Below are 25007 nucleotides of genomic sequence, written 5' to 3' on the forward strand. Positions count from 1 at the left end.
ATCCTGCCTCTCGCTGCGCGCATTTCCTGTCGCGGCCGGAATTCCGGTAGCGACAGGAAATGCGCGCAGTGCCAGGCACAAGGCGCCGCGCGGGAGGCACCACGGCCGTTCCGGGCGCCTGTAACGGCGGCTAATCCGAGTTGGCTGGGCGCACAGGGAGCGGTGCCAGCAACGCCTCACGCAGTTCCGGGCTCAGGCCTTCCGGGATGTCAAGATCCACCGCCAGTGCGAGCAGCACCCGGCTGAAGTAATTCCGCGCGCCGGCCGCCAGCGTGACGTCCACAATCTCCCGGTCGGTGAAGCCCAGCTCACGCAGGGCCCGCGAATCGCCGTCGGTCATGGCGGCGGCATCGGTGCTGAGCTTCACGGCGTAGTCCATCATGGCCACCTCGGCGGGGGACAGGCCGGCGTCGTGGAAATCCCGGGCGACGGCCAGCAACTGGTCTTCGCCCAGGATGTTGAGGGTCTTCTTGCCGTGGGCCAGCCGGCAATGGTCCGACCCGATGGCCTGGGCCGCGGCAAGGGTCACCAGTTCGTAACGGCGCACGCCCAAAGAGGAGCTGATCGCCTTGGTCAGGGACTCCCAGGCGAGGTAGGCCTCCGGATTGAGGCTGACGGCCCTGGTGTGGCTGGGCACCTGGCCCATCGAGCGGATATCCTCCGCGTAGATTTCAGCCGTCAGGCCGGTGGCTTCGGCGTCGGACGGAAGGTCCAGGATGCTCATGTTGCCTTCTCCTTCGCTTGCCCGCTGCCGGCGATGGCCTCCGCGAACACCGGGAGGCTGCGCTGGATCATCTCTTCGCTGGCCGTCAGGGACATGCGGAAGTAACCGGGTGTTTCAAACAGGACGCCTGGGAGTACGAAGACCCCGCGTTGCGCGAGTGCATCGACGAAGGCCTCGTCGTCGGCGATCGGGGCATGCGCGAACAAGTAGAACGATCCCTCCGGCGACTGCAGCCGGTATCCCATCCCGGTGAGCGCATCCACCAGAAGATCCCGCTTGCGTTGCAGTTCGCCGATGTCGATGGAAAACTGCTCCAGCCTGGGCAGGGCGTATTGCATGAGCGCGTTGGGGTAGATCCAGCCCAGCGCCATCTGGAGGGCCGCGAGGGCCTCCCGCAACGCTCCGCGGTCCGGCATGGCCGGCGGCAGGGCGACGTAGCCGATCCGTTGCCCGGGCGCCAGATGCGTTTTGCCGTAGGTGTAGGCGAGGAGGGTGTACGGGTAGTATTCGGCGGGGCTGTGGAAGCGGGCGCCGTCGTAGACAATCCGGTTGTAGGCCTCGTCGGAGAGCAGATAGACGCGCCTGCCGTTGCTGCGCGACGCCCCTTCCAGCATGTCGGCCAGGTCCTTCAGGAGCGAGGGCGGATAGATCCTGCCGGTCGGGTTGTTGGGCGTATTGACGATCACCACCCGGGTGCGCGGCGTGATGGCCGCCCCCAGTGCCGCCAGATCGACGTCGAACGTCTCGGCGTCGCAGCGGATTTTGACCGGCACCAGCCCGGCCTCGAGGAGAAGCGGCTCATAGAAGAACCAGGGCGGCAGAGTGAAGATGACCTCGTCGCCGGGGTCGGCGACGGCCTTCAGGGCAAGCGGAATCGCGGTGAAGCCTCCTGTGGTGAGGTGGATGTCCGCCGGTTCGAAGGGCAGGCCCAGCAGGCGCTGCAGGGACGCCGCAGCGGCGGCCTGCGCCTCCGGCTCGTTCGTTTTGTAGGCAAACCACTGCTCATTCCGGGGCGCCAGCGCATCACTGAGGGCTTCGACATAGGCGGCCTGGGGCATCTCGTGGGGGTTGCCGAAGGCAAAGTCGCAGATGTCCGGCTCGTTCTGGCGCCAGGCGTAGACCGAGTCGCGGAGAAAAGTATCTATCCGTCGTTGTGAAGGAACTGACGCGAGGGTGATGGAGCGCCCTGAAACCGGAGACTCACCGATGATGCCCATGACGGTACCTCGAGACTATGCGGCGTGTAAGTACGAGTGTGTTAAGTCAACGCGCTGCTGAGCCAGTGGATGCGGTGCAGGGACCATTCTGGACCCCGGCCGCACGGATGTAAACGGGCTGCAAGAATCCCGTGCGCTGCCGCGCCCTCAGCGATCCGTGGCGTCCCGCCGTCGTGCGTCATGGCGTGCCGTGCGGCGTGCCGCGTGGCCGAACAGCCAGACGCCGGCCACCGTGGCGAGGTACCCGGCGATGACGATCAGTGAGGTTCCGGCCCAGAAGTAACTCGTGATGCTGGCTTCCTGCCCCGGTGCGACCTTCAGCAGCGAATAGCCGGCCAGCCCGGCCGCGGCGAGGCCCAGGATCACCGGCAGCGCCACCCACCACCGTGACGCGGCCCAATGTTCCCCGTAACCGCTCCAGACGTTCCAGCGTGGCCCGGTGCGGATGATCAGCCAGCCGGCCGGGAGCATAAACGCCGCCACCACCAGGAACGCGGCCACGACGTCGGCCGGACGGTGCCACTGGTTGACGAGCGTGGACACCCCGGTGGCGACGGCGAAGCTGCCGCCCAGGAAGCCGGCCAGCGGGCGCCAGCGCGGCGAGACCATGAGGAACACCGCGGCCGCGGCCGAGGCTGCCATCGTGGTGTGGCCGGAGGGCAGGGAGTTCAGCTCCAGCGTCTCGACCCCGCGGTAGGGCCGCACCGGGACCAGGTCCTTGAGGATCTGGGTGGCCACGTTGGCGCCGACGCAGGCCGCCACCGCAATCCCGGCGGCGGCCCAGCGCCGCCGGACGATGGTGACGAAGAGGACCACGACTGTGGCGATCACCACGGACAGGGCGGGCAGCCAGTCCAGGAACCCGGTGGCGGCCTTGCCCGCCGTTCCGCTCAGCGCCACGGCTTCCACCAGCGCCGATTCGTCGATGAACTGGCCCGTGGTGGTGCGGACGAAGAAGAAGTAGGTTGCGGCGAGCGCGGCCACGCAGCCGAGGGTGGCCAGCAGGAACAGGATCCCCGTGGCCGTTCCGGGGTGCCGCTGCGCGGGAGCGGGGCGTGCCGACGGGCGCGGTGGGTATGCCGGGTACTCCGCCGACGGGTGGTTGCTGGTGCGTTCCTGCCGAAAAATCATCGCTAACAGGTTCGCACACAACCCTGCGAGCCGCCTGAGGGGGCGCGTAGTCTGTGCCCATGGACGATGCTGTGAACCATCCGGACCCGGCCTTCCCGCTGTTCCATCCCCGGCCCGCGAAGGGCTGGATCGGTGGTCCCTGCGGCCTGGGCCACCGGGACGGCCGGTTCCACGTGTTCTTCCAGTTCAACCCGGACTCGGCGCGGCAGGAGGGGATCTGCTGGGGCCATCTGAGCTCGCCGGATCTTCTCCGCTGGACGGAAGAATCCGTCGCGCTGCGGCCGCAGCCCGCCGGCCCGGATGAGCTCGGCTCCTTGACCATGCCCGCGGACCCGCGGGTCACTGCCGTGCGGGACCCGTTCCTCTTCCGGTTCCAGGGCCTCCGCTTCGCCCTGCAGGGGGCCGGGCTGGCCTCCGGCCACGCGGCGGTGCTGCTCTACAGCGTCGACGATCTCCGGGTCTGGAACTGCGAAGGCATCTGGCTCAGCACCGAGGATCCGCTCGCGGCCGCGCACCTTCCCGCGGCGATCTGGGAGTGCCCGCAACTGGTCCGGGTGCCGGATTCCTCCGGCGCGGAGACCTGGCTGTTCATGGCCTCGCTGTCGAACTCCGGGAACGATGACCACCCCGGCGGGGTCGGCTACCTGCTGGGTTCCCTTGCCGCCGACGCCGTCACGGGCCTGCCGGTCTTTGTCCCCGTGGCCGGAGGGAAGGCCGATCTGGGCCCGGATTTCCATGCCGCGCAGATCCTCCCGCTGCCGGACCGGGCACTGCTCTGGGGCTGGTCCAACGAGGTGGCGGGCAACGAGGCGGCGGGCAACGAGGTGGCGGGCAACGAGGTGGCGGGCGCCGCCCGCCGGGCCGGCCGCAGCCAGGCGGAAATTGATGAGGCGGGCTGGGCCGGCGTGCTCACCTTCCCGCGCCGGCTCTTCGTGCACGGCGGTGCGCTCGCCGTCGAACCGGCAGCGGAAATCACCGCCTACCGGGGGAGACGGTGCCTGAAGAACGCCGCCGGAACGCTGCACCTTCCCCGCCATGCCGAAGCCCTGGTCACCGGCGGGGAGGGCGGGATCCGGCTGGTCCTTGCCTCAGCGGGAGGGCGCCGGACGGTCTTCGCCGACACCGTGGCCGGCGGCGACGAACTCCGGATCTTCATCGATTCCTCGATCGTGGAGGTCTACCGGCACGGTTCCGTTCCCGCCACCGTGCGCGCCTACCCCGCCGCGGGGGAGGACTGGCAGCTCGAACTGCCCCACGGCGCCGCGGCCGACGCCTGGGAACTGCACCAGCCCGGTGGGTAGCACCGGGGGACATGCCCATTCTTCGCGCCCAGGCCCGGGCAAAACGGGAACATGTCCACGCGCCGAGCCCGGGGTGGGGCATGCTCCGGATCCGGGCGTATGCGCGGCGGCCCCGCTGCGGGATCGGGCTGATCCCCCGGGAGGACATGCTCATTTTTCGCGCCCAGGCCCGGGCATAACGGGAATATGTCCACGCGCCGAGCCCGGGGTGGGGCATGTTCCGGAGCCGGGTAACACCCACCTGAAACTCAGGTAGCCGGTACGCGTGCCGGTCCGAAACTCGGTTCCTAGACTCGTTCCTACCGGTGAAGTTCTTCACCGTGATGACGCTCCTTGAGCGGGGCCGGCGCCGACGAGTTCCTCGCCCGGGGACTCACCCCCAGTCGCCGCCGGCCCATTCAAGGGCCTCCCCTTCAAGCCTCGTCAAGCCCGGCGCCCGGTCATGGCCTGCCCCGTAGAGCGGCACCATGCCGGGCACCGCAGTCATCCGAGCAACGCAGCCATCCGGGCACTCTGCAGCCGGATTCACGGCGGTGCCTGCAACGGCCTCTTAAGCGGCGGCTTCCGCGGGGGCCATCCGGTACCCGACGCCGCGTACGGTGCGGATGAAGCGTGGTTCCCGTCCCTTGTCGCCCAACTTCTTGCGCAGGTTGCCGATGTGTACCTCGACCAGATGCTCATCCGAGGCCCACTCGTTGCCCCACACTTTCCGCAGGAGGGCTTCCCGGGTCCACACGAGTCTCGGTGCGCCGGTTAGCGCTGCCAGGAGATCGAACTCGGTCCGGGTCAGCTCCAGCTCAACGCCAGCCAGGGAGGCTGTCCGGCCTTCGACCTCGACCGCCAGCGGCCCGTGCCGCAGCACGGTGGCGGGTGCGGCGTCGGTCGCGCGGCGTTGGCGGGTGGCGGGTGCGGCGTCGGTGGCGCGGCGTTGGTGGCCATTGCGCGCAGCGGCGACTTCTTCTTCCGTCATGGGCACGACATCGCTGGCCCGGCGTTGCGGGGTGGGCCGTTGCGGGGTGGGGCGGTGCCGGCGGAGCGCTGCGGCTACACGGGCCTGGACCACACGCCGGCTGAACGGCTTGCTGATGTAATCATCCGCGCCGGCCTCGAGTCCGATAATTTCGTCGATCTCGTCTGCACGTCCAGTGATTATGAAGACGTAGGCTTCGGAGAATTTCCGCAGCCGCCGGCACACTTCCACGCCGTCCAAATCGGGAAGGTCGAGGTCCAGCGTCACCACGTCCGGATGGTATTCCTTGATTTGCAGGAGGCCCTCAGCCCCGGTGGCACTTTCGCGCACCGCGAAGCCCCGCATTTCCAGCGAGCGGCGGATCAGCATGCGGGTATTGCTGTCATCATCGATAACGACGGCGCGGAGTTGAGTCAGTGGTCCAACCATTGCCCCAGCTTCTTAGATCAAAATGTTCACTCTCACACGTACCTCACGTGTAACATCGCTCCCACGTTAGCAGGAGGGCGCATCTGTCCAGCGCAAATCTTGAGATTTTTCGCCGTGGCGGCCGGTGCGGGCGAGCTTCAGCGGCGGACCACTCGTCCGGGAAAGCAGTTCACCCCTGCCGCCGGTAGAGTGAGAGCATGCCCTCCGACGCCGCCTCCGACGCCGACGCCGCCCCGCTGGACGTGCCGGGACATCACCCTTACCCCCGTGCAGGGCATCTCCCCGGGCTGGACGAGCTTCTGGCCGGCGCCTACGTGGTGAGCCTGCCGATGCGCGTAAAATTCCGCGGGATCCTGCAGCGCGAAGCCCTGCTGCTGAAGGGCCCGCTGGGCTGGGGGGAATTCTGCCCGTTCCCGGAGTACGGCGACGCCGAAGCCTCCCGCTGGCTTGCCGCCGCGATCGAGGCCGGCTGGCGCGGCTTCCCCGCGCCCCTGCGGGAGGCCATCCCGGTCAACGCCACCGTCCCGGCCATTGCGGCAGACCGCGTTCCCGAAATCCTCGCCCGCTTCGGCCGGGTGGACGCCGTCAAGGTCAAGGTGGCCGAGCGCGGCCAGAGCCTCGACGACGACGCCGCCCGCGTTGCGGCCGTCCGCGAGACCTGCCCGGATGCCGCAATCCGGGTGGACGCGAACGGCGGCTGGGACGTCCGGGCGGCGGTCGAAGCACTCACCCGGCTCTCCGCCGTCGGGCTCGAATACGCCGAACAGCCGGTGCCGGACATCGCCGGCCTCGCCGAGGTGCGCCGCCGGCTGCGCGCGGCCGGCACCCCGGTCCTCATCGCCGCGGACGAGAGTGTGCGCAAGGAGGACGACCCGCTCAGGGTGGCCCGCGCCGGCGCTGCGGACCTGATCGTCGTGAAGGTGGCCCCGCTCGGGGGCGTGCGGCGTGCCCTGGACATCGTGGCGCAGGCCGGGCTCCCCGCCGTCGTCAGCTCGGCCCTGGACACCTCGGTGGGGATCCGTGCGGGGCTGGCGCTCGCCGCGGCGCTGCCCGAGCTGCCGTACGCCTGCGGGCTGGGGACCGTTTCCCTGCTCGCCGCCGACGTCACGCGGGATTCGCTGGTGCCCGACGACGGCGCCATCCGCCTCCGCGATGTGGCGGCCGACCCGGAGCTGCTGGCGGAGCACGCCGCGTCCCCGGAGCGCCGGGACTGGTGGCTGGACCGGCTGCGGCGGGTCCATGCGGTGCTGGCCGCGGGTGGCAACTCCCTGTCATAGGGCCGGGAACGCCAAGGTTCATCTGCGACAATCCGTCCATGACTGAGCCGGTTCAAGTAGTCCATGACAGCAACCCCGCTTCCCGTCGCCCCGGAGGCATCCGCCGCGGTGCCGGGGTTCGCGGCGGCAGGTACGGTGCCAGGTATGCCGCCAGCAAGGTCCCGGAAGTCTCGGTGTATTTCTGGATCACCAAGGTCCTCACCACCGGGATGGGCGAGACGACCTCGGACTTCCTGGTGACGCGGCTCGATCCGGTGATCGCCGTCGGGCTCGGGGCGGCAGGACTGGTGATCACGCTGGTGTTGCAGTTCGCCGTCCGCCGGTACATTCCGTGGGTTTACTGGTCTGCCGTGGTGATGGTCAGCGTCTTCGGCACGATGGCCGCCGATGTCCTCCACGTGGGGCTGGACGTGCCGTACGCGGCATCGACCGCGCTCTTCGCGGTGGTGCTGGCCGTCGTCTTCCTGGTGTGGCACCGCACCGAACGGACGCTGTCCATCCACAGCATCCACACACCGCGGCGGGAGTTCTTCTACTGGGCCGCCGTTATGACCACCTTCGCCCTCGGAACCGCCGCGGGCGACCTCACGGCCATGACGCTGCAGCTCGGGTATCTTCCCTCGGCGGTGCTGTTTGCGGTGATCATCGCGATTCCGGCGATTGGCTACCGGCGGCTGGGGCTGAACGCCGTTCTCGGGTTCTGGTTTGCCTACGTCACCACACGGCCCCTCGGGGCTTCGGTGGCCGACTGGATGGCAGTCTCCCCGGCCCGCGGCGGACTCGACTGGGGTTCCGGACCCGTCAGCCTCGGGTGGGCCGTTGCCATCCTCGGATTCGTCGGCTACCTGGCCATCACCGGCAAGGATGTCCAACGCGAGGACGTGCCGCCGGCGAGTTCACCGGATCTTCACCCGGTGGAGAGTTCCGCGTAGCCCGCGGCTGGCAGGGTGGGCGGACCGCATCCCACCCTCCTGGAAGGTCTCCCCATGCCTGAAACCTCCGCCCGCCGGTTCAGCCTGCTCCCCATGCTCGGCCACACCAAGGGCAAGCGCAGCCCCATCACCTGCGCGCTGAAGTGCGACAACGCCTGCACCGGCGAGGTCTGCAACACCAGCTCCAACAGCTACTTCCGCGACATCGCCTCCGCCACGATGTCCCGCCGCGCCGCCCTGGGCTTCGGCGCCGCCGGCGCGCTCGCCGTCGTCCTCGGCAATGCGGTGGCCTCCGCCCCGACGGCCGTGGCCGACGCCGGTCCCGGCCTTGCGGCCGCCGCGAAGGAGGGCTTCGCGAAGTCCAAGCTTCAGTTCACCGCCATCGCGCCCGTCGCCGCCACCGTGGACGCCCTCACCGTGCCCGAAGGCTTTGCCTGGCAGCCGGTCATCCGCTGGGGCGATCCGCTGTTCAACGATGCCCCGGACTTCGACGTGGACAAGCAGACCGCCGCCGCCCAGGCCCGGCAGTTCGGCTACAACAATGACTACACGGACATCCTGCCGGTCGACGGTTCCAAGGACCGGCGCGCGGTGCTGTTCGCCAACCACGAATACACCAACGAGGCCATCATGTTCCCGGCCGGCTTCGATGCCGCCGCGGCGCGGGGAATCGGCCGCGCAGCGCACGGGCTGACGGTTGTCGAGCTCGAACGGAAGAACAAGAACAAGCCGTGGAGCTACGTCAAGGGCGCCCCGCTGAACCGCCGCTTCCTGACCGACACCACGTATGAACTCACCGGACCGGCCGCCGGTTCCGCCCTGGTCAGCACCGTGGAGGACCCCTCCGGCCGCGCCATCAAGGGCACCCTTGGCAACTGCGCCGGCGGCACCACCCCGTGGGGCACCATCCTCTCCGGTGAAGAGAACTTCAACGGCTACTTCGTCTCGCCGGGCACCTCCGCGTCGGATAAGCGCTACGGACTGGGCAGCAAGCCCACCGCGCGCCGCTGGGAACTGGACGATCCGCGCTTCGACACCCGGAACGCCGGCTACGCCAACGAGACCAACCGCTTCGGCTGGATCGTCGAAGTGGACCCGTTCGACCCCACCTCCACCCCGCGGAAGCACTCCGCGATGGGCCGCTTCAAGCATGAGGGCGCCAACGTGATCGTCGCCGACTCCGGGCACGTGGTGGCCTACATGGGCGACGACGAGCGCTTCGACTACCTCTACAAGTTCGTCTCCAAGGGCACGTACCAGGCCGGCGACTCGAAGGCCGCCCGCCGCAACAACATGGACCTGCTCACCGAGGGCGACCTCTTCGTGGCCAGGTTCACCGGTGACTCCCCGGCGTCGGAAATCACCGGCAACGGCGCCCTCCCTTCCGACGGCGCCTTCGACGGTTCCGGCGAGTGGTTGCCCCTCGTGGTCGGCGGGAAATCCGCGGTGGACGGCATGTCGGTCGAGGAAGTCCTCGTCTACACCCGCCTGGCCGCGGACAAGGTGGGCCCCACCAAGATGGACCGCTGCGAAGACGTCCAGCCCAGCCTGCACACCGGCAAGGTCTACGTCGTCTGCACGAACAACTCGGACCGCGGCAAGACGGACGCCGCCGGCGCCTACCTCAAGGAGGGCCCCACCGAGGTCAACCCGCGCAACGAAAACCGCGACGGCCACATCGTGGAAATCACCGAGACGGGCGGCCAGGACTCCACGAAGTTCAACTGGAACCTGCTGATGGTCTGCGGCGATCCCGCGAAGAACACCTCCACGTATTTCAGCGGCTTCCCGGCGGACAAAGTCTCGCCGATCTCCTGCCCGGACAACGTGGCCTTCGACTCCGTGGGCAACCTGTGGATCTCCACCGACGGCGCCCCCTCGAGCATCGGCTACGCGGACGGACTCTTCAAGGTCACCCTGGACGGTGCCGAACGCGGCAAGGTGGAGCAGTTCCTGGCCGTCCCGCGCGATGCCGAAACCTGCGGCCCGATCATCCACGACGAGGAACGCACCGTCTTCGTGGCCGTGCAGCACCCGGGCGAGGAAGGTTCCTTCGCGGACCAGCACTCCTACTTCCCGGACTACGTCAAGGCAGGTACGACGCCGAAGCGCGGCCAGGCGCGCGCCCCGCGTCCGTCCGTGGTCCAGGTCTTCCGCGGCGACGCCTAAGCGCTGACCCTCCCGCCCCTTCCGCACGGGCTCCGGCACAGCGACGCGGGGTCAGATCGCGCCCATCCCGAGGCCCGGGATGGGCGCGATCTGACCCCGCGTTGCTTCTGATGGCGGGGGAGCGCCGGGGTGTGGACGAACTGATAATTTGGGAGGGTGAACAATCCGGCCGAAATGGTTACCCCCAGAGTCCAGGCAGCTATTGCCAGCGCGTTCGGCGAGGAGTTCCGCGGGACGGACCCGGTGATCCGGCCCTCACAGTTCGCGGACATCCAGATCAACGCCGCCATGGCACTCGCCAAGAAGGTCGGACTGCCGCCGCGGGAGGCCGCCGCGAGGATCGTGGACGCCCTGGACCTGGACGGCGTCTGCACCACCGTGGAAATCTCCGGGCCGGGCTTCATCAACCTCACCTTTGACGGCACCTGGATCGAGGAACTGCTCAACGCGCAGGCGTCCACGGCCGCCGGTGCCACCGCGGCGGACGAGCCGACGGCGGAACCGCAGCGCGTCGTCGTCGACTATTCCTCCCCGAACGTCGCGAAGGAAATGCACGTCGGCCACCTGCGCACCACGGTGGTGGGCGACAGCCTCGTCAAGGTCCTTGAGGCGCTGGGGGACACCGTCATCCGGCAGAACCACATCGGCGACTGGGGCACCCCGTTCGGCATGCTGATCGAACACTGGCTCGAGATCGGCGAGGACTCCCCGGAGGCGGCCCTGCTGGTGGAGGACCCCAGCGCCTTCTACCAGGCGGCCCGGGCCAAGTTCGACGCGTCCGCCACCGACGAGGACGGCTTTGCCACCCGGGCCCGGCTCCGCGTGGTGGCGCTGCAGGGCGGCGATGCGGAGACCTTCGCCGTCTGGCAGCGGCTCGTGGCGCAGTCCAAGCGCTACTTCAATGCCATCTATGCCGTCCTGGGCATCAGCCTCACCGATGACCACATCGCCGGCGAGAGTTCCTACGACGCGCATTTGGCACAGCTGTGCCAGGAACTTGAGGAACGCGGCATCGCGCGGATCAGCGACGGCGCCCTCTGCACCTTCCCCGCCGGCTTCACCGGCCGCGACGGGGCGCCGCTGCCGCTCATCATCCGCAAGTCCGACGGCGGCTACGGCTACGGCACCACCGACCTCGCCACCATCCGCTACCGGGTCCGCGAACTGGAGGCGGACCGCGTCCTGTACGTCGTCGGCGCGCCGCAGAACGTCCACCTGCGCATGGTCATGGCCAGCGCCCGCGACGCCGGCTGGCTGCCGGACACCGTGGAGGCCGTGCACGTGCAGATCGGCAACGTCCTGGGCGAGGACGGGAAGATCCTCAAGTCCCGCTCCGGCACCCCGGTCAAACTCATGGCCCTCCTGGAGGAGGCGGTGGACCGCGCCCGCGCCGTCATCGACGCCAGCCGTCCCGAGCTCACCGATGAGGAACGCGCCGTGACGGCCCGCCAGGTGGGCATCGGCGCCGTCAAGTACGCCGACCTCTCCGTGGGGCACGACACCGAATACGTCTTCGACTTCGACCGGATGCTGGCCCTGACCGGCAACACCGGACCCTATGTCCAGTACGCGGCGGCCAGGATCCGCTCCATCCTGCGCAAGGCCGGCGTGCTGGAACAGCACCTCGGGACCGGGAGCGGCCCGACGGCGGCCGCCGCGGCGGGAATGGCCGGGCATGAAACAGCGGCCGGGGGAACGGCGGCGCAGGGAACGGCGCCCGCGGCGGCGATCGCCGTCGTCGAACCCGCGGAACGCGCGCTCGCCCTGCACCTGCTCGAATACGGCGCCACCCTGCAGAAGGTGGGGGAGCTGCTCGAACCGCACCGGCTGTGCACCTACCTGTTCGAGCTCGCCCAGCTCTTCACCTCCTTCTACGACCAGTGCCCCGTGCTGAAGGCCGAGGAATCCGTCCGGGAATCGCGGCTCGCCCTGTGCTCGCTGGTGCTGCGCCGGCTTTCCGGCGGCCTGGAACTGCTGGGCATCGAGACGCCGGAGAACATGTGAGCCCGGCGCGCGGGCTGGCCGCGATCGCTGCCGCACGCATCGCCGTCGCCACGCTGCTGGACGCCGGGGTGCGCTACGTCGTGGTGGCTCCCGGCTCACGGTCCGCGCCGATGGCCTACGCCCTGGCCGAGGCCGATGCCGCCGGACGGGTGGAGCTGCTGGTCCGGATCGATGAACGCTCCGCCGGTTTCACCGCCCTCGGCCTGGCCCTGGCCACCGGGGCGCCCGCGGCCGTGCTCACCACCTCCGGGACCGCCGTCGGGAACCTCATGCCAGCGGTCATGGAAGCAAACCACGCCGCGGTGCCGCTCGTGGTCATCTCGGCGGACCGGCCCGAGGAGCTCCGGGGGACCGGCGCCAACCAGACCACCATGCAGCTGGATCTGTTCGGCGACCACGTCCGCTTCGCCGTCGACGTGCCCGCCGGGGCCGACCCGCGGCGTGCCGTCGAGACGGCACTCAGCGCGGCGACCGGGGCGTTCGAGGACACCCCGCCCGGGCCGGTGCAGCTGAACCTGGCATTCCGCGACCCGCTGGTTCCCGCCCCCGGCGACGCGCTTCCCGCCGGGGGCGGGAACCGGGTGTACCGGGCCGCCCACGGCCCGCTGGCCCTGGATTTCCCGCCCGCCTCCGAGGCCCTGCCGGAGCTGCGCACCGTGGTGCTGGCCGGGCACGACGCCGGTCCGGTGGCCGAGGCGTTTGCCCGCGCCCACGGCCTGCCGCTGCTCGCCGAGCCCTCCTCCAACGCCCGGTTCGGGCCCAACGCGGTGGGGCCCTACCGGCTGCTGCTGGAACACTTCGGACCGGAGTCGGAGCAGCCGATCGAGCGCGTGGTGCTGTTCGGCCGGCCCACGCTCTCCCGGCCGGTCAGTGAGCTGCTGGCGCGCGCCGACGTCCCCTCGGCCCTGTACCAGCCGGTTCCCGTGGCCTGGTACGAGCCCGGCCGCCGCACGGAACTGCCGCTGCAGAACCTGGCGGAGCTGGGCGACTTCGCGGGCCGCGGCTCCTCCGCGTGGCTCGATGCCTGGCTGCTGGCCGGCGCCGCCGCCCAGCACGCCGTGGACCTGGTGCTCTCCGGTTCCGCCGGGGGGTCCGCGGGGGCCGCGGGGTCGGCCGCGGGGGCCGCGGGGTCCGCCGCCGGGTCCGCGGGTTTGGCCGCGGCCAGCGGGCCGTCGGTGGCCGCGCTGGTCTGGGAGAACTCGCGCGGACAGCTGATGCTCGGGTCCTCCAACGGGATCCGCGACGCCGATCTCGCCGCTGCCCCCGCCGCGGAACCCCAGGCCACAGTGTTCGCCAACCGCGGCCTCGCCGGGATCGACGGCACCATCTCCACCGCCACCGGAATCGCCGTCGGCGGCCGGCAGGAGACCACCGTGCTGATGGGCGATGTCACCTTCCTGCACGACGCCGGCGGACTGCTGCTGGGCGCCGGGGAAGCCGAGCCCGCGCTCCGGATCGTGGTGCTCAACGATGCCGGCGGAGCGATCTTCGGGCTCCTGGAGCACGGCACCGTCGAGGCGGCGGGCCGCTACGGGAACGCCGTCGAACGCCTCTTCGGCACCCCGCACAGCGTGGACATCGCGGCACTCGCCGCGGCCTACGGCGTCGCACACCGCCCGGTCAGCACGACGGCGGAACTGGCCGAGGCGCTCTCCGCGCCGCTGTCCGGCCGCAGCATCATCGAGGTCCGCACGGACCGGCACGGGCTCCGCGAGCTGCACGCGCGCATCCGCTCCGCAGTGGACGCCGCCGTGGCGGGGGTACCGGCAACGGATTAGCCTGCACGGCAGGCGCCGCCTGGGCGGCCGCGCTTCCGGCTCCGCCGCCTTCGATGCGCGAATTACCCTGCGCGGCGGACATTTCCTGGCGACACCCGAATACGCGCAGCGTCCGGTATTTTGCGCCGCGCGGGTCATGGTGCGCGTCGCCAGCGGCGGCCCGGCTGGGGTTGTCCGCCTGGGGGCCACTCGTTCTTCTCTGCCTTCTCTGATCCTCCGCCGCGGCACCCCTTCGACGCGCAAATTACCCTGCGCGGCGGTCATTTCCTGGCGACACCTGAATACCCGCAGCGTCAGGTAATTTGCGCCGCGCGGGACATGGTGCGCGTCGCCAGCGGCCCGGCTGGGGTTGTCCGCCTGGGTGCCACTGGTTCTTCGCCGCCTTCCCGGATCCTCCGCCGCGGCACCCCTTCGATGCGCGAATTACCCTGCGCGGCGGACATTTCCCCGCGACACCGGAATACCCGCCGCGTCCGGTATTTTGCGCCGCGCGGGTCATGGCGCGCGTCGCTAACGGCCCGGCTGGGGTTGTCCGCCTGGGTGCCACTGGTTCTTCGCCGCCTTCCCGGATCCTCCGCCGCGGCACCCCTTCGATGCGCGAATTACCCTGCGCGGCGGTCATTTCCCGGCGACACCGGAATACCCGCCGCGTCCGGTATTTTGCGCCGCGCGGGTCATGGTGCGTGTCGCCAGCGGCGGCCCGGCTGGGGTTTTCCACATAGAGGATCCGGGGGATGGTGCCGCCGACCAGGGGCTGGGACCGTCGTCTCATGAACGAATTGCCCAGGCTGATCCTCACCCGCGACCACTTGCAACAGGGCGTCACGCCCAAGGAGCTCGCCCGCCGCTGTAAGTCCGGCGCGCTGGTCCGCGTGCGGCAGGGAATCTATGTTGACGGGAACGCGTGGCGGGCACTGAGGTTCTGGGAACAATACCGTCTGCGGGTGAGCGCGGCGGCCGAGGCGTTCTCTACGACGACGATCTTCGCGAGGCACTCCGCCGCGTCCGTGTGGGGGATCCCCACCATCGGTCTGTGGAATCCCGTCCATGCCCTGACGCTCCAGAACGACGGCGGACGCTCGCGTGCCGGGGTGCTGCGGCACTACGCTCCACCCTCGGGGGTGACGGCAGTCAGGCGGGAAGGGCTCCTGGTCACCGGGAGGGTGCGCACCGTGCTGGACCTTGCCGCCTTCACTCCGTTTGCCGAGGCGGTGGTGCCCGTGGACCATGTACTGAGGGCGGACACTGCGCACGGTCTGCAGGCCTTGACGAAAGACGCCCTTGTTGCCGGAATTGACGGCAGCTACAGCGGGGCTGCCAGGCGTCGGATCCTGGCTGCCGTGGAGTTCGCCGACCCTCGGTCCGGCTCCGCGGGGGAGTCCTTCAGCCGGGCACTCATCGCCGTTGCCGGATTTGAGCCTCCGGACCTTCAACGGGAGATCCGCGACGGCTCCGGGCTCGTCGGTTTCACGGACTACTACTGGGACAAGGTACGCGTGGCGGGCGAGTTCGACGGCATCGAGAAGTACCTGAAGCCCGAATATCTGAAGGGAAGAACCGCCTCGCAGGCCGTCGTGGACGAAAAGCTGAGGGAGGACAGGATCCGCGCCGTAGGGAACGGAGTGGTCAGGTGGACCTGGGCCGACCTCATGGCAGCCGGGCGGCTGGAGAGGAAGCTGGTAGCGGCCGGTGTGCCCCGCCGTCGAGCCCGCTCCGCCGGATAGCCGCGACGCGCAGCCGCCCCGCCCCGCGACGCGCAGCCGCCCCGCCCCGCGACGCGCAGCCGCCCCGCCCCGCGACGCGCAGCCGCCCCGCCCCGCGACGCGCAGCCGCCCCGCCCCGCGACGCGCAGCCGCCCCGCCCCGCGACGCGCAGCCGCCCCGCCCCGCGACGCGCAGCCGCCCCGCCCCGCCCCGCGACGCGCAAATGCCCTGCCCCGCCCCGCGACGCGCATTCCACCCCGCGACGCACATTCCACCCCGCGACGCGCAAATGCCCTGCCGCTGCCGGAATTCCGGTAGCGGCAGGGCATTGGCGCAGCGGCAGGCGGGGGCCGCGTCGACGGTCATGCTGCGCGGGAGGCCGTACCTTGAGGGCTGGAGACCTACAGCACGCGGCTGAGGAACTCCTTGGTGCGGGCCTGCTGCGGGTTGGCGAGGATCTCACGTGGATCGCCGGACTCCACCACGACGCCGCCGTCCATGAAGGTCAGCCGGTCGCCCACTTCCCGGGCAAAGCCGATCTCGTGGGTCACCACAATCATGGTCATGCCGGACTTGGCGAGGTCCTTCATGACGTTCAGGACGTCGCCCACGAGTTCCGGGTCCAGTGCGGAGGTGGGCTCATCGAAGAGCATGAGCGCCGGGTCCATGGCCAGGGCCCGGGCAATCGCGACGCGCTGCTGCTGGCCGCCGGAAAGCTGCGAGGGGTAGTGGTCGGCGCGGGATGCCAGCCCCACGCGGTCCAGCAGTTCCATGGCCCTCTTCCGGGCTGCGTCGCGCGACTGTCCCTTGACCTGGACCGGCGCCTCCATGATGTTGTACAGGGCGGTCTTGTGCGGGAACAGGTTGAACCGCTGGAACACCATGCCGATCTCGCGGCGCTGGGCGGCGATTTCCCTGGTCTTGAGGTCATGGAGCCGGCCGTTGACCTCGCGGTAGCCGATCAGGTGCCCGCCCACGGAAATGCGTCCCGCGCTGATGCTCTCAAGCAGGTTCACGCAGCGCAGCATGGTGGACTTGCCCGAACCGGACGGCCCGATTACCACGGACACCTCGCCCTGGTTGACCTCAAGGTCGATGCCGCGCAGCACGTGGTGCTGGCCGTAGTACTTGTGGAGGCCTTCGATCCGCACCAGCGGCTTCTCAGTGGTGATCGTCATTTTGCCTCCTCCTCGGGAAAGTCCATCTTCAGGGCCGGCTCCGCTGCGGCGCTTGGAGCCACGGCGGCGGCTGCCTTGGCGGCAGCCGGGTTGATCGCGGCAGGAGCCAGGTTGTCCACGCCCTTGCCGTAGTATGCCTCGATGAAGTGCTGGCCCACCATCAGCAGGCTCGTGATGACGAGATACCAGATGGCCGCCACGATCAGCAGCGGCACGGGAAGGTAGGTCCGGTTGGCCAGGGTGTTCGTGGCAAACGTCAGGTCCAGGGTGAACGGCACGGCCAGGACCAGCGACGTGGTCTTCAGCATGCCGATGGTCTCGTTGCCGGTCGGGGGCACGATCACCCGCATGGCCTGGGGCAGGATGATCCGCCACATGATCTTGGTCTTGCCCATGCCGAGGGCCTCGGCGGCTTCCATCTGTCCGCGGTCCACGGACTTGAGGCCTGCCCGGAAGATTTCGGCCAGGTAGGCGGACTCGTTCAGGCCAAGGCCCAGGATGGCCGCGGCCGTGGCCGTAATGACCACGCTGGTGTCCACGCTGAAGAAGTCCGGGCCGAAGGGGACGCCGGCAGTGATCTTGGGATACAGGACCGAGATCAGGCCCCAAAAGATCAACTGGGTGTACACCGGGGTACCGCGGAAGAACCACACCCAGGTCCAGCTGGACCAGCGGAACACCGGGTTCTCCGACTGGCGCATGAACGCCAGCAGGATGGCAAGGACGATGGCCAGGACCATCGACGATACGGTCAGGATCAACGTCCACCCGACGCCCTGGACCACCTTGGTGTCAAGGATGTAGGTCCCGACGACGTCCCAGCGGAAGTTGGGGTTCGTGACCAGGCTCTGCAGCAGGAGGGCCAAGGCACCGAGAATGATGATGGCGCTGACCCAGCGGCCCGGGTGCCGCACCGGTACCGCGTTGTTCAGCACCGGTGCGGCGTGGTCTGGCTGATGGGTGTCCATCTGGGTCCCTGATCTGTGTCCGGTTGCGGGAAGACTCAAGATCCGGCCGCCGGGTTGATCTCGGACTTGGTGATGGCGCCATCGGCGTTGCCCCAGCCCTGCAGGATCTTCTTGTAGGAACCGTTCTCCATGAGCTTGGTGACGGTCTTCTGGATGACGTCGGCCCACGCGGTGTCAGACTTGGCCACGGCGATACCCTGGGGTGCGGCGTCGTAGACGTCGCCGAGCTTTTCGACCTGGCCGTTGGTCTGGGTCACGGCGTAGCCAATGATCGGGGAATCGGCCGCCATGGCGTCGATGCTGCCGTTGACCAGCCGGGTGGTGATGTCCGTCTGGTTCTTCAGCGTCACGATGTTAATCGGCTGCTTGCCGTCCGCGGCGCACTTCTTGTTGCGTCCGGCCAGGTCGGGATCCTCCTGGACGGTCCCGGTCTGTACGCCGATGGACTTGCCGCAGACGTCATCCAGGGAGAACTTCTTCGGGTTGCCCTTCTGCACGGCCCAGGCGGTGCCGGCGTTGAAGTAGCTGACCATGTTCACCGCGCCGAGCCGCTCCGGGTTGATCGTGAACGAGGAAATCCCCAGGTCGTACTTCGGGCCGAGGGCCGGAAGGATCCCGGTGAATTCTGCCGTTTGCACCTGGACCTTCAGACCCAGCGTGGCACCGATCGCCTTGGCGATGTCGACGTCGTACCCCACCGGGGTCTGGCCGTCGGGGCCCAGGAATTCCGCCGGGGCGTAGCTGGTGTCCGATCCCACGTTAAGGGTGCCCTTGGACTTGATGGCTGCAGGAACCATGGCCGCCAAGGCATCGTCCTTCTGGACGGTGGAGGGGTCAAAGCTGGCGTTGGCGCTGCCGGACGGCGAGGCCGAGCCAGGGGCGGCGTTCTGGGAGGCGTTGGTGCAGGCGGTCAGGGCCAGTGCGCCAATGGCGAGGACGGTGGCTGCCTTGAGCCTGGGGTTGCTCAGAAGCGAACGGGAAATCTGCATTTTCTTACCTTTTGTTGCAGGAGGGATGCATAACTAAGTCGGTTGATAGTGTATCGCCGAACAAGAGATGTACGTCACAGAAAACTAAGTTTCACTATTGGATAACTATTCGGAGGTGGAATGCAAGACTTCCCCGCGCCGGGGTGTCTGGAATCCCGGATTCGTGCGGCCGTGGCGCACCTGTCGTGCGGCCGTGGCGCACCTGTGGTGCGGCCGCAGTGGAGCTGTCGCGCAGCCCCCGCGGGACAAGAGTCAGCACCCGCCGGGCAAGAGAATGCGCCCCCGCGCCACCCGGACTAGCTGCTGATGCCGAGGGATTCCAGCATCGGCCGGAACTTGGCCCAGGTCTCCGCCAGCTCGGCTTCGGGCGCCGAACCCTCCACGATTCCGCAGCCCGCGTACAGCCGGACGGTCTGCGGCGATTCGATGACCGCGCCGCGCAGCGCGATGCCCCATTCGCCGTTGCCGGCCGCGTCCAGCCAGCCGACCGGGCCGGCGTACGGCCCGCGGTCCAGATGCTCGAGCTTGCGGATGAGCGCGCCGGCCACCGTGGTGGGGGTGCCGCAGACCGCCGCGGTGGGGTGGAGCGCGTTGATCAGGGCGAGGCAGGTGGGTACGTGGCCCTCGACCTCGGTCAGCTCGGCCTTCACATCCGAGGCCAGATGCCACACATTCGGCAGCTCCAGGATGAAGGGTTCGCTGTGCGCGTTCATGGCCTCGGAGAACGGGGCCAGCTGCGTGGTCAGGGACTGGATCGCGATGTCGTGTTCGTGCCGCTGCTTCTCGGATCCGGCCAGGACGCGTTCGGCGAATTCCAGCGGCGATCCGGCCATGCCCTCGGCGTCGCGGCGGTCCAGGGTCCCGGCCAGCACGCGGGCCTGGGCCGTGCGCCCTTCGACCTGGATCAGCATCTCGGGGGTGGATCCGACCAGTCCGTCCACCCCGTAGGTCCAGCATTCGCGGTAGCGGACGGCCAGCTGGCGCAGGATCTCCGCGGCGTTCACGCCGTCCGGCACCGTGGCGACGATGTCGCGGGCCAGCACCAGCTTCTCCAGGGCCCCCGTGCGGATCTCGGCCACGCCCGCGGCCACGGCGGCCATCCAGTCCGCCTCGCTCAGCGAGCCGGTACTCAGCGTCGCTGCCCGCGGAGCCGGTGCCGAAGCAAGTGCCGGGACCGGGTCCGGGGTCGCGCCGTTGCCGGCGGAGACGGCGGGGAGTACGACGTCGGCTCCGGCCGCCGCACCGTCCCCGGCGGCAGGTGCGTCCAGCCAGCGCTGCAGCGCGGCGCGGGCGCCCGCTTCGGTGAGTTCGCCGTCGTCGAACGTCAGCTGGGTGAGCCAGCCCCGGCCGTCGCGGAGCCCCACGACAATTTCGGGGACGATCAGCCGCGAGCCGTGCGGGGAAACCTTGGAGAAGGCGAAGGAGCCGAACGCCACCGGGCCGGTGCCGGGGCAGTCCACGGCATCCTCGATGTCCGCCTCGAGGACCAGATGGCGCCACCAGATGTCCGCCTCGAGGAAGCGCTCCGGGCCGGTGGCCGTGAACCTGGCGATCTCGCCGAAGCCCACCAGGCCGGCCTCGCGGCGGGTCCAGCAGAGAAGGTCGTCGCGGACCAGAAACGACGGCAGCCCCCCGGGGAAAGATTCTGCATCGAGGGGGACTGTCAGGGTACGGAACGCGCTCGTCATGATGGGACAACACTACTCGGAAGTACCCTTTGGAGGGTGCAGGCCTGGCCCTTCCCGGCGTTCCCGCAGGTGAAAGCGGCGGTGGTTCGTGGCTGTGCTGATCATTTGAGACAATGTCAGGGTGAACCGAGCATCCTTGGATAAGCGTCCGGACGAAGTAGCCACAATGTTTGACGATGTGGCCCCCAAATACGACGTCGTGAATGATGTCCTGTCCATGGGACAGACGCGCCGCTGGCGGCGGATCGTGGTCGAGGCCATGGATGTGAAAGCCGGCCAGCGGGTGCTGGACCTTGCCGCCGGAACGGGCACCTCCAGCGAGCCCTATGCCGACGCCGGGATCGACGTGATCGCCTGCGATTTCTCCCTCGGCATGCTCAAGGTCGGCAAGCGCCGCCGCCCGGACATCGACTTCATCGCCGGCGACGCCACCCGGCTGCCCTTCGCCGACAACACCTTTGACGCCAGCACCATCTCCTTCGGCCTGCGCAACGTCAACGAGCCGAAGAAGGCCCTCGCCGAGATGCTGCGGGTCACCAAGCCCGGCGGCAGGCTCGTCATCGCCGAGTTCTCCCAGCCCGTCGTGCCGCTGTGGCGCACCATGTATACGGAGTACCTCATGCGGGCCCTGCCGGCCATCGCCGTGAAGGTCTCCTCCAACCCGGACGCCTACGTCTACCTCGCCGAGTCCATCCGCGCCTGGCCGGACCAGGACCACCTGGCCGCGTGGCTGCAGGAAGCCGGCTGGGAGAAGGTCACCTACCGGAACCTCAGCGGCGGCATCGTGGCCATCCACCGCGCCCAGAAACCCCTTGCTTCAACGCCGGACGGCGGCGCTGCCGCCATCGCCAACCACACCGGCCCGGTCGCTAAGCTGCGCCGCAATATCACCCGCCCGGCGCGTTAGCCGAGAGCTGTTGTGAATGTACTGATCGTCGGGGCAGGCCCGGCCGGGTCCACTGCCGCCTACTACCTCGCACAGGCGGGCATCGACGTCACGGTGCTCGAGAAGACCAGCTTCCCCCGCGAAAAGGTCTGCGGCGACGGACTCACCCCGCGCGCCGTCCGCGAGATCCAGAAGCTGGGCCTTCCGCACCCTGAAACCGAAGGCTGGCGCCGCAACAAGGGCCTGCGCCTGATCGCGGGCGGCCGCACGATCGAACTTCCCTGGCCGGAGGTCTCCGATTTCCCGCAGTACGGGCTGATCCGGACCAGGCTCGGCTTCGACGAGGAGCTGGCCCGGCACGCCCAGGCCGCGGGCGCCGTCGTGCTCGAACGGCACAGCGTCACCGGGGCGCTGCGCTCCGAGGACGGCCGCGTGACCGGTGTCCGCGCAGCCCTGCTGGACGGATCCGGCCGCAAGACCGGGCAGACGCGCGACTTCCCTGCCGACGTCGTCCTCGCCGCGGACGGCAACTCTTCGCGCACGGCGGTGTCCCTCGGCATCCGGAAACGGGACGACCGGCCGCTCGGCGTCGCCGTGCGCACCTACTTCACCAGCCCGCGCCACGACGACGACTGGATGGAAGGCTGGCTGGAGCTGCGTTCCCCGGCTTCCCACGCCTCGCAAGCCCGGCGCGGGGCCCGCGCCGGCTCTCTTGGCCGCGACGGGAAACTGCTCCCCGGCTACGGCTGGGTCTTCGGCGTCGGCGACGGAACCTCCAACGTGGGCCTGGGCATCCTGAACTCCTCCAAGGAATTCGGCAAGATCGACTACAAGCAGGTGCTCCGCGAATGGACCGCCGGCATGCCCGCCGAGTGGGGCTTCACCCCGGAGAACCAGGTCGGCGAGATCCGCGGAGCGGCGCTGCCGATGGGATTCAACCGCACCCCGCACTATTCGCCGGGGCTGCTGCTCCTCGGCGACGCCGGCGGCATGGTCTCCCCGTTCAACGGCGAGGGCATCTCCTACGCCATGGAGTCCGCCCGTTTCGCCGCCGAGTTCATCATCGACGGCGCCGCCCGCTCCGCCTCGGCCGGCTGGACCCGGGCCGACACCGATGCCCACCTCGCGCGCTACGCGGACCACGTGCGCGGACAGTGGGGCTCGCACTTCACCCTGGGCAGGGCCTTCGCCGCGCTGATCGGCAAACCCGCCATCATGAAGCTCGCGCTCCGGACGGGCATGCCCATTCCGGTGCTGATGCGCTTTGTGGTGCGGCTGCTGGCCAACCTTACCGATCCCGCGGCCAAGGGCTTCGAGGACCGTGCCATCCGGGTCCTCGAATCGTTGGTTCCGGCCACGTCGAACACCGCCACCAGCCCGCAGCCCGGCGCCAACTCCGCGGTTTCCGCAACAGAAGTTAGGGTTAACCCGTGACCAACTCTGCAGACCACAGCTGGACGCACGCCGGACACGGCCTGCCGAGCTCTGAGCCCGACCTGAACACCACGGCCATCGCCACCGGACTCCAGCTCCCGGCGGGATTCGCTGCCATCGCGGGGGACCCTGAACTGGGCCCGGCGCTCACCACCAACCTGGCCCGCGTGGAGAAGAAACTCCGCGAAGCCATCGCCAATTCGGACCCGCTGGCCGACGCAACGTCGCGTCACCTGGTGGAAGCCGGCGGCAAGCGCATCCGGCCCCTGCTCACGCTGCTGTGCGCCCACCTCGGTGACGCCTCGCGGCCCGCCGTGGTGCAGGCCGCCGTCGTGATGGAGCTGACGCACCTGGCCACGCTGTACCACGACGACGTGATGGACTCCGCCCCGTTCCGCCGCGGCGCCCCCACGGCCCATGAGGTCTGGGGCAACTCCGTGGCCGTGCTGACCGGCGACTTGATCTTCGCCCGGGCCTCGATCCTGGTCTCCGAACTCGGTTCCCGCGCGCTCGGCATCCAGGCCCGCACCTTCGAGCGGCTGTGCCTGGGCCAGCTGCACGAGACGGTGGGCCCGCGCCCGGACGAGGATCCGCTGGCGCACTACCTCTCCGTTATCGCGGACAAGACCGGCTCGCTCGTGGCGGCCTCCGGCCAGCTCGGCGCGATCTTCTCGGGCGCCGACGAGTCCTACGAACCGCTGCTGGTCGAGTACGGCGAGAAGGTGGGCGTGGCGTTCCAGCTGGCCGACGACGTCATCGACGTCACCGGCATCAAGGTCAAGTCAGGCAAGTCCCCGGGCACGGACCTGCGCGAGGGTGTGCCGACGCTGCCGGTCCTGCTGCTGCGCAAGGCCGCCGAAAACGGTGACCGGTCCGCCGTCGAACTCCTGAAACTGATCGACGGGGACCTCAGCTCGGACGAGGCCCTGGCCGCGGCCGTGGCCGGGCTCCGCGAACACCCCGTCACCGCCGAGTCCTGGGTGGTGGCCCGGGCCTGGGCCGACGAGGCCATTGCCGCCCTCGCCCCGTTGCCCGAAGGCGTGGTGAAGGCGTCGCTGACGAGCTTCGCGCTGGCCGTGGTGGACCGCGCCAGCTAGTTTCCCGGCCGGAGGGTGTGCTTTTCGGCTGCGATCCGGGGGCACTTTGGGCCCGATTCGGGCTCTACTGCGGCAGGACGACGGCGTGTCCGGGCCAAAGTGCCCCCTGACCGCGACGGCGGTTGTGCCGAGTTATCCACATGGCCTGGGTAGAGCCCTCACGCCGCGCGGTCGACGAGGCATTTTGGGGGAATGAAGCTCACCTCTTTCCTGTCCGCGCGGGGCGGAACAGCCGCCACCGCAGGAATCCTGCGTGCCGGGTTCAGCCGCCGCGACATTGACCGTGCCCTCGCGGCCGGGGCCATCGTGAGGTTCCGCCGCGGGCACTACGGGCTGCCGCAGGACCCGAGTACCTACCGGGCCGCGCGCGAGCTAAAGGGCCTGCTGACCTGCATCTCGGCGGCACCAAGCTATGGTTTGTGGACTTTGGTCCCGGCCCAGACCTTGCATCTTTGCCTCGGGCATCGCGCCGTACCCGCGGGTGCCGTTGTCCATGGCAGGTGCCGCCACGCCCGCCACGACTGGCTGCCCGTTGCGGGATTGGCGGATGTCCTCCTGCATGCCCTGCATTGCCTGCCGGAACTGCAGGCCCTCGTGATGGTCCAGTGCGCTGTCGGCCGGGGCGACATCAGCCTTGAGTTCCTCCGCGGCAAGCTTGGCGGCAACCGGAACGGCCGGGCCCGATCCGTGCTGGACCTGGTCATCCCGCGGGCCGATTCCCTGCTGGAGGTCCTGGCCAACACCGCATTCCGCCGGGCCGGGCTGCACCTTCGGAGGCATGTGCAGATTCCGGGTGTGGGGGAGGTGGACTTCCTGATCGAGGATTGCCTTGTGGTGGAAACTGACGGGGAGACACATCTCGAGCCGCTGCAGGTGAAGAAAGACCGGTGGCGGAACAATGCGAGCGTCGTCGGCGGGTACCTCGTGCTGAGGTTCGGCTACGCCGACGTCGTCCATCACCCTGAGCGGATGGTCGCGGAAGTCTTGGCGGTGCTGGAGCTGTGGCGCAGGGGTGCATTCCATCCCTGATCATGCTCGCAGCTGCCGTCCGGGGCTACTTTGAAGCCCTCAGCCGCCAGATCCCGGCCAGGAGGCGGCGTGTCTCCGTCGAAGTGCCCCCGCACCGCACGCG

19 protein-coding genes are annotated in these 25007 nt (G+C 69.3%); 11 read left to right on the forward strand and 8 right to left on the reverse strand.

Annotated elements, in window-relative coordinates:
- Positions 1-130 precede the first annotated feature (130 nt).
- The 3 genes from E5206_RS06265 to E5206_RS06275 all read right to left on the reverse strand — a co-directional run bounded on the left by E5206_RS06265 (position 131) and on the right by E5206_RS06275 (position 3072).
- On the reverse strand, positions 131-724 hold the full coding sequence (locus E5206_RS06265; protein ID WP_136321744.1) for a carboxymuconolactone decarboxylase family protein: 594 nt from the start codon (positions 722-724) through the stop codon (positions 131-133).
- Entirely contained in the window at positions 721-1941 is a 1221-nt protein-coding gene (locus E5206_RS06270) for an aminotransferase class I/II-fold pyridoxal phosphate-dependent enzyme (protein WP_136321745.1), read from the reverse strand. The genes E5206_RS06265 and E5206_RS06270 overlap by 4 nt, the downstream gene beginning before the upstream one ends.
- Before the next feature lie 147 nt (positions 1942-2088).
- The gene (locus E5206_RS06275; protein ID WP_136321746.1) at positions 2089-3072 is read right to left on the reverse strand and encodes a phosphatase PAP2 family protein; all 984 of its coding nucleotides are present in this window, start codon (positions 3070-3072) and stop codon (positions 2089-2091) included.
- Between the two features lie 59 nt (positions 3073-3131).
- Here E5206_RS06275 and E5206_RS06280 point away from each other — a divergent pair, with 59 nt between their 5' ends.
- On the forward strand, positions 3132-4373 hold the full coding sequence (locus tag E5206_RS06280; RefSeq protein WP_136321747.1) for a glycoside hydrolase family 32 protein: 1242 nt from the start codon (positions 3132-3134) through the stop codon (positions 4371-4373).
- Positions 4374-4923: 550 nt separating this feature from the next.
- Here E5206_RS06280 and E5206_RS06285 read toward each other — a convergent pair.
- Entirely contained in the window at positions 4924-5772 is an 849-nt protein-coding gene (locus E5206_RS06285) for a response regulator transcription factor (protein ID WP_136321748.1), read from the reverse strand.
- 329 nt (positions 5773-6101) lie between these two features.
- Between E5206_RS06285 and E5206_RS06290 the strand changes: the two genes are divergently transcribed.
- The 6 genes from E5206_RS06290 (at position 6102) to E5206_RS06315 (ending at position 15656) form a co-directional block, all read left to right on the forward strand.
- The gene (locus E5206_RS06290; protein WP_240690138.1) at positions 6102-7049 is read left to right on the forward strand and encodes an o-succinylbenzoate synthase; all 948 of its coding nucleotides are present in this window, start codon (positions 6102-6104) and stop codon (positions 7047-7049) included.
- A 38-nt stretch (positions 7050-7087) separates the two neighbouring features.
- The gene (locus E5206_RS06295; RefSeq protein ID WP_136321749.1) at positions 7088-7981 is read left to right on the forward strand and encodes a hypothetical protein; all 894 of its coding nucleotides are present in this window, start codon (positions 7088-7090) and stop codon (positions 7979-7981) included.
- Positions 7982-8035: 54 nt separating this feature from the next.
- Positions 8036-10150, forward strand: coding sequence for a PhoX family phosphatase (locus E5206_RS06300; RefSeq protein ID WP_136321750.1), 2115 nt, complete (start codon positions 8036-8038; stop codon positions 10148-10150).
- A gap of 174 nt (positions 10151-10324) precedes the next feature.
- The gene (argS, locus tag E5206_RS06305; protein WP_136321751.1) at positions 10325-12154 is read left to right on the forward strand and encodes an arginine--tRNA ligase; all 1830 of its coding nucleotides are present in this window, start codon (positions 10325-10327) and stop codon (positions 12152-12154) included.
- On the forward strand, positions 12151-13932 hold the full coding sequence (gene menD / locus E5206_RS06310; protein ID WP_136321752.1) for a 2-succinyl-5-enolpyruvyl-6-hydroxy-3-cyclohexene-1-carboxylic-acid synthase: 1782 nt from the start codon (positions 12151-12153) through the stop codon (positions 13930-13932). Before argS ends, menD begins: the two co-directional genes overlap by 4 nt.
- Positions 13933-14702: 770 nt before the next feature.
- Positions 14703-15656, forward strand: a complete 954-nt coding sequence (locus E5206_RS06315) for a type IV toxin-antitoxin system AbiEi family antitoxin domain-containing protein (protein WP_136321753.1) — start codon at positions 14703-14705, stop codon at positions 15654-15656.
- Positions 15657-16036: 380 nt separating this feature from the next.
- Here the strand turns inward: E5206_RS06315 and E5206_RS06320 are convergent, their stop codons facing one another.
- The 4 genes from E5206_RS06320 to E5206_RS06335 all read right to left on the reverse strand — a co-directional run bounded on the left by E5206_RS06320 (position 16037) and on the right by E5206_RS06335 (position 20458).
- On the reverse strand, positions 16037-16813 hold the full coding sequence (locus E5206_RS06320) for an amino acid ABC transporter ATP-binding protein (RefSeq protein ID WP_136321754.1): 777 nt from the start codon (positions 16811-16813) through the stop codon (positions 16037-16039).
- Positions 16810-17781 carry an amino acid ABC transporter permease gene (locus tag E5206_RS06325; RefSeq protein WP_136321755.1) on the reverse strand — a complete coding sequence of 324 codons (972 nt, stop codon included), beginning with the start codon at positions 17779-17781 and terminating at the stop codon, positions 16810-16812. The genes E5206_RS06320 and E5206_RS06325 overlap by 4 nt, the downstream gene beginning before the upstream one ends.
- Before the next feature lie 35 nt (positions 17782-17816).
- Positions 17817-18770, reverse strand: a complete 954-nt coding sequence (locus tag E5206_RS06330) for an ABC transporter substrate-binding protein (protein ID WP_136321756.1) — start codon at positions 18768-18770, stop codon at positions 17817-17819.
- Between the two features lie 296 nt (positions 18771-19066).
- Positions 19067-20458: an isochorismate synthase gene (locus tag E5206_RS06335; RefSeq protein WP_136321757.1), complete on the reverse strand. Its 1392-nt coding sequence runs from the start codon at positions 20456-20458 to the stop codon at positions 19067-19069.
- Between the two features lie 121 nt (positions 20459-20579).
- Between E5206_RS06335 and E5206_RS06340 the strand changes: the two genes are divergently transcribed.
- The 4 genes from E5206_RS06340 (at position 20580) to E5206_RS06355 (ending at position 24904) form a co-directional block, all read left to right on the forward strand.
- Complete coding sequence (locus E5206_RS06340) at positions 20580-21365, forward strand: demethylmenaquinone methyltransferase (protein ID WP_240689999.1); 786 nt, start codon at positions 20580-20582, stop codon at positions 21363-21365.
- A gap of 12 nt (positions 21366-21377) precedes the next feature.
- The gene (locus E5206_RS06345) at positions 21378-22778 is read left to right on the forward strand and encodes a geranylgeranyl reductase family protein (protein WP_136321759.1); all 1401 of its coding nucleotides are present in this window, start codon (positions 21378-21380) and stop codon (positions 22776-22778) included.
- Complete coding sequence (locus E5206_RS06350) at positions 22775-23875, forward strand: polyprenyl synthetase family protein (RefSeq protein WP_136321760.1); 1101 nt, start codon at positions 22775-22777, stop codon at positions 23873-23875. Before E5206_RS06345 ends, E5206_RS06350 begins: the two co-directional genes overlap by 4 nt.
- A gap of 192 nt (positions 23876-24067) precedes the next feature.
- Positions 24068-24904 (forward strand): DUF559 domain-containing protein, encoded by an 837-nt coding sequence (locus tag E5206_RS06355; protein WP_136321761.1) that lies wholly within the window; start codon positions 24068-24070, stop codon positions 24902-24904.
- The last annotated feature ends 103 nt before the right edge of the window (positions 24905-25007 follow it).

The sequence above is a fragment of the Arthrobacter sp. PAMC25564 genome, from assembly GCF_004798705.1.
GTDB lineage: Bacteria > Actinomycetota > Actinomycetes > Actinomycetales > Micrococcaceae > Arthrobacter.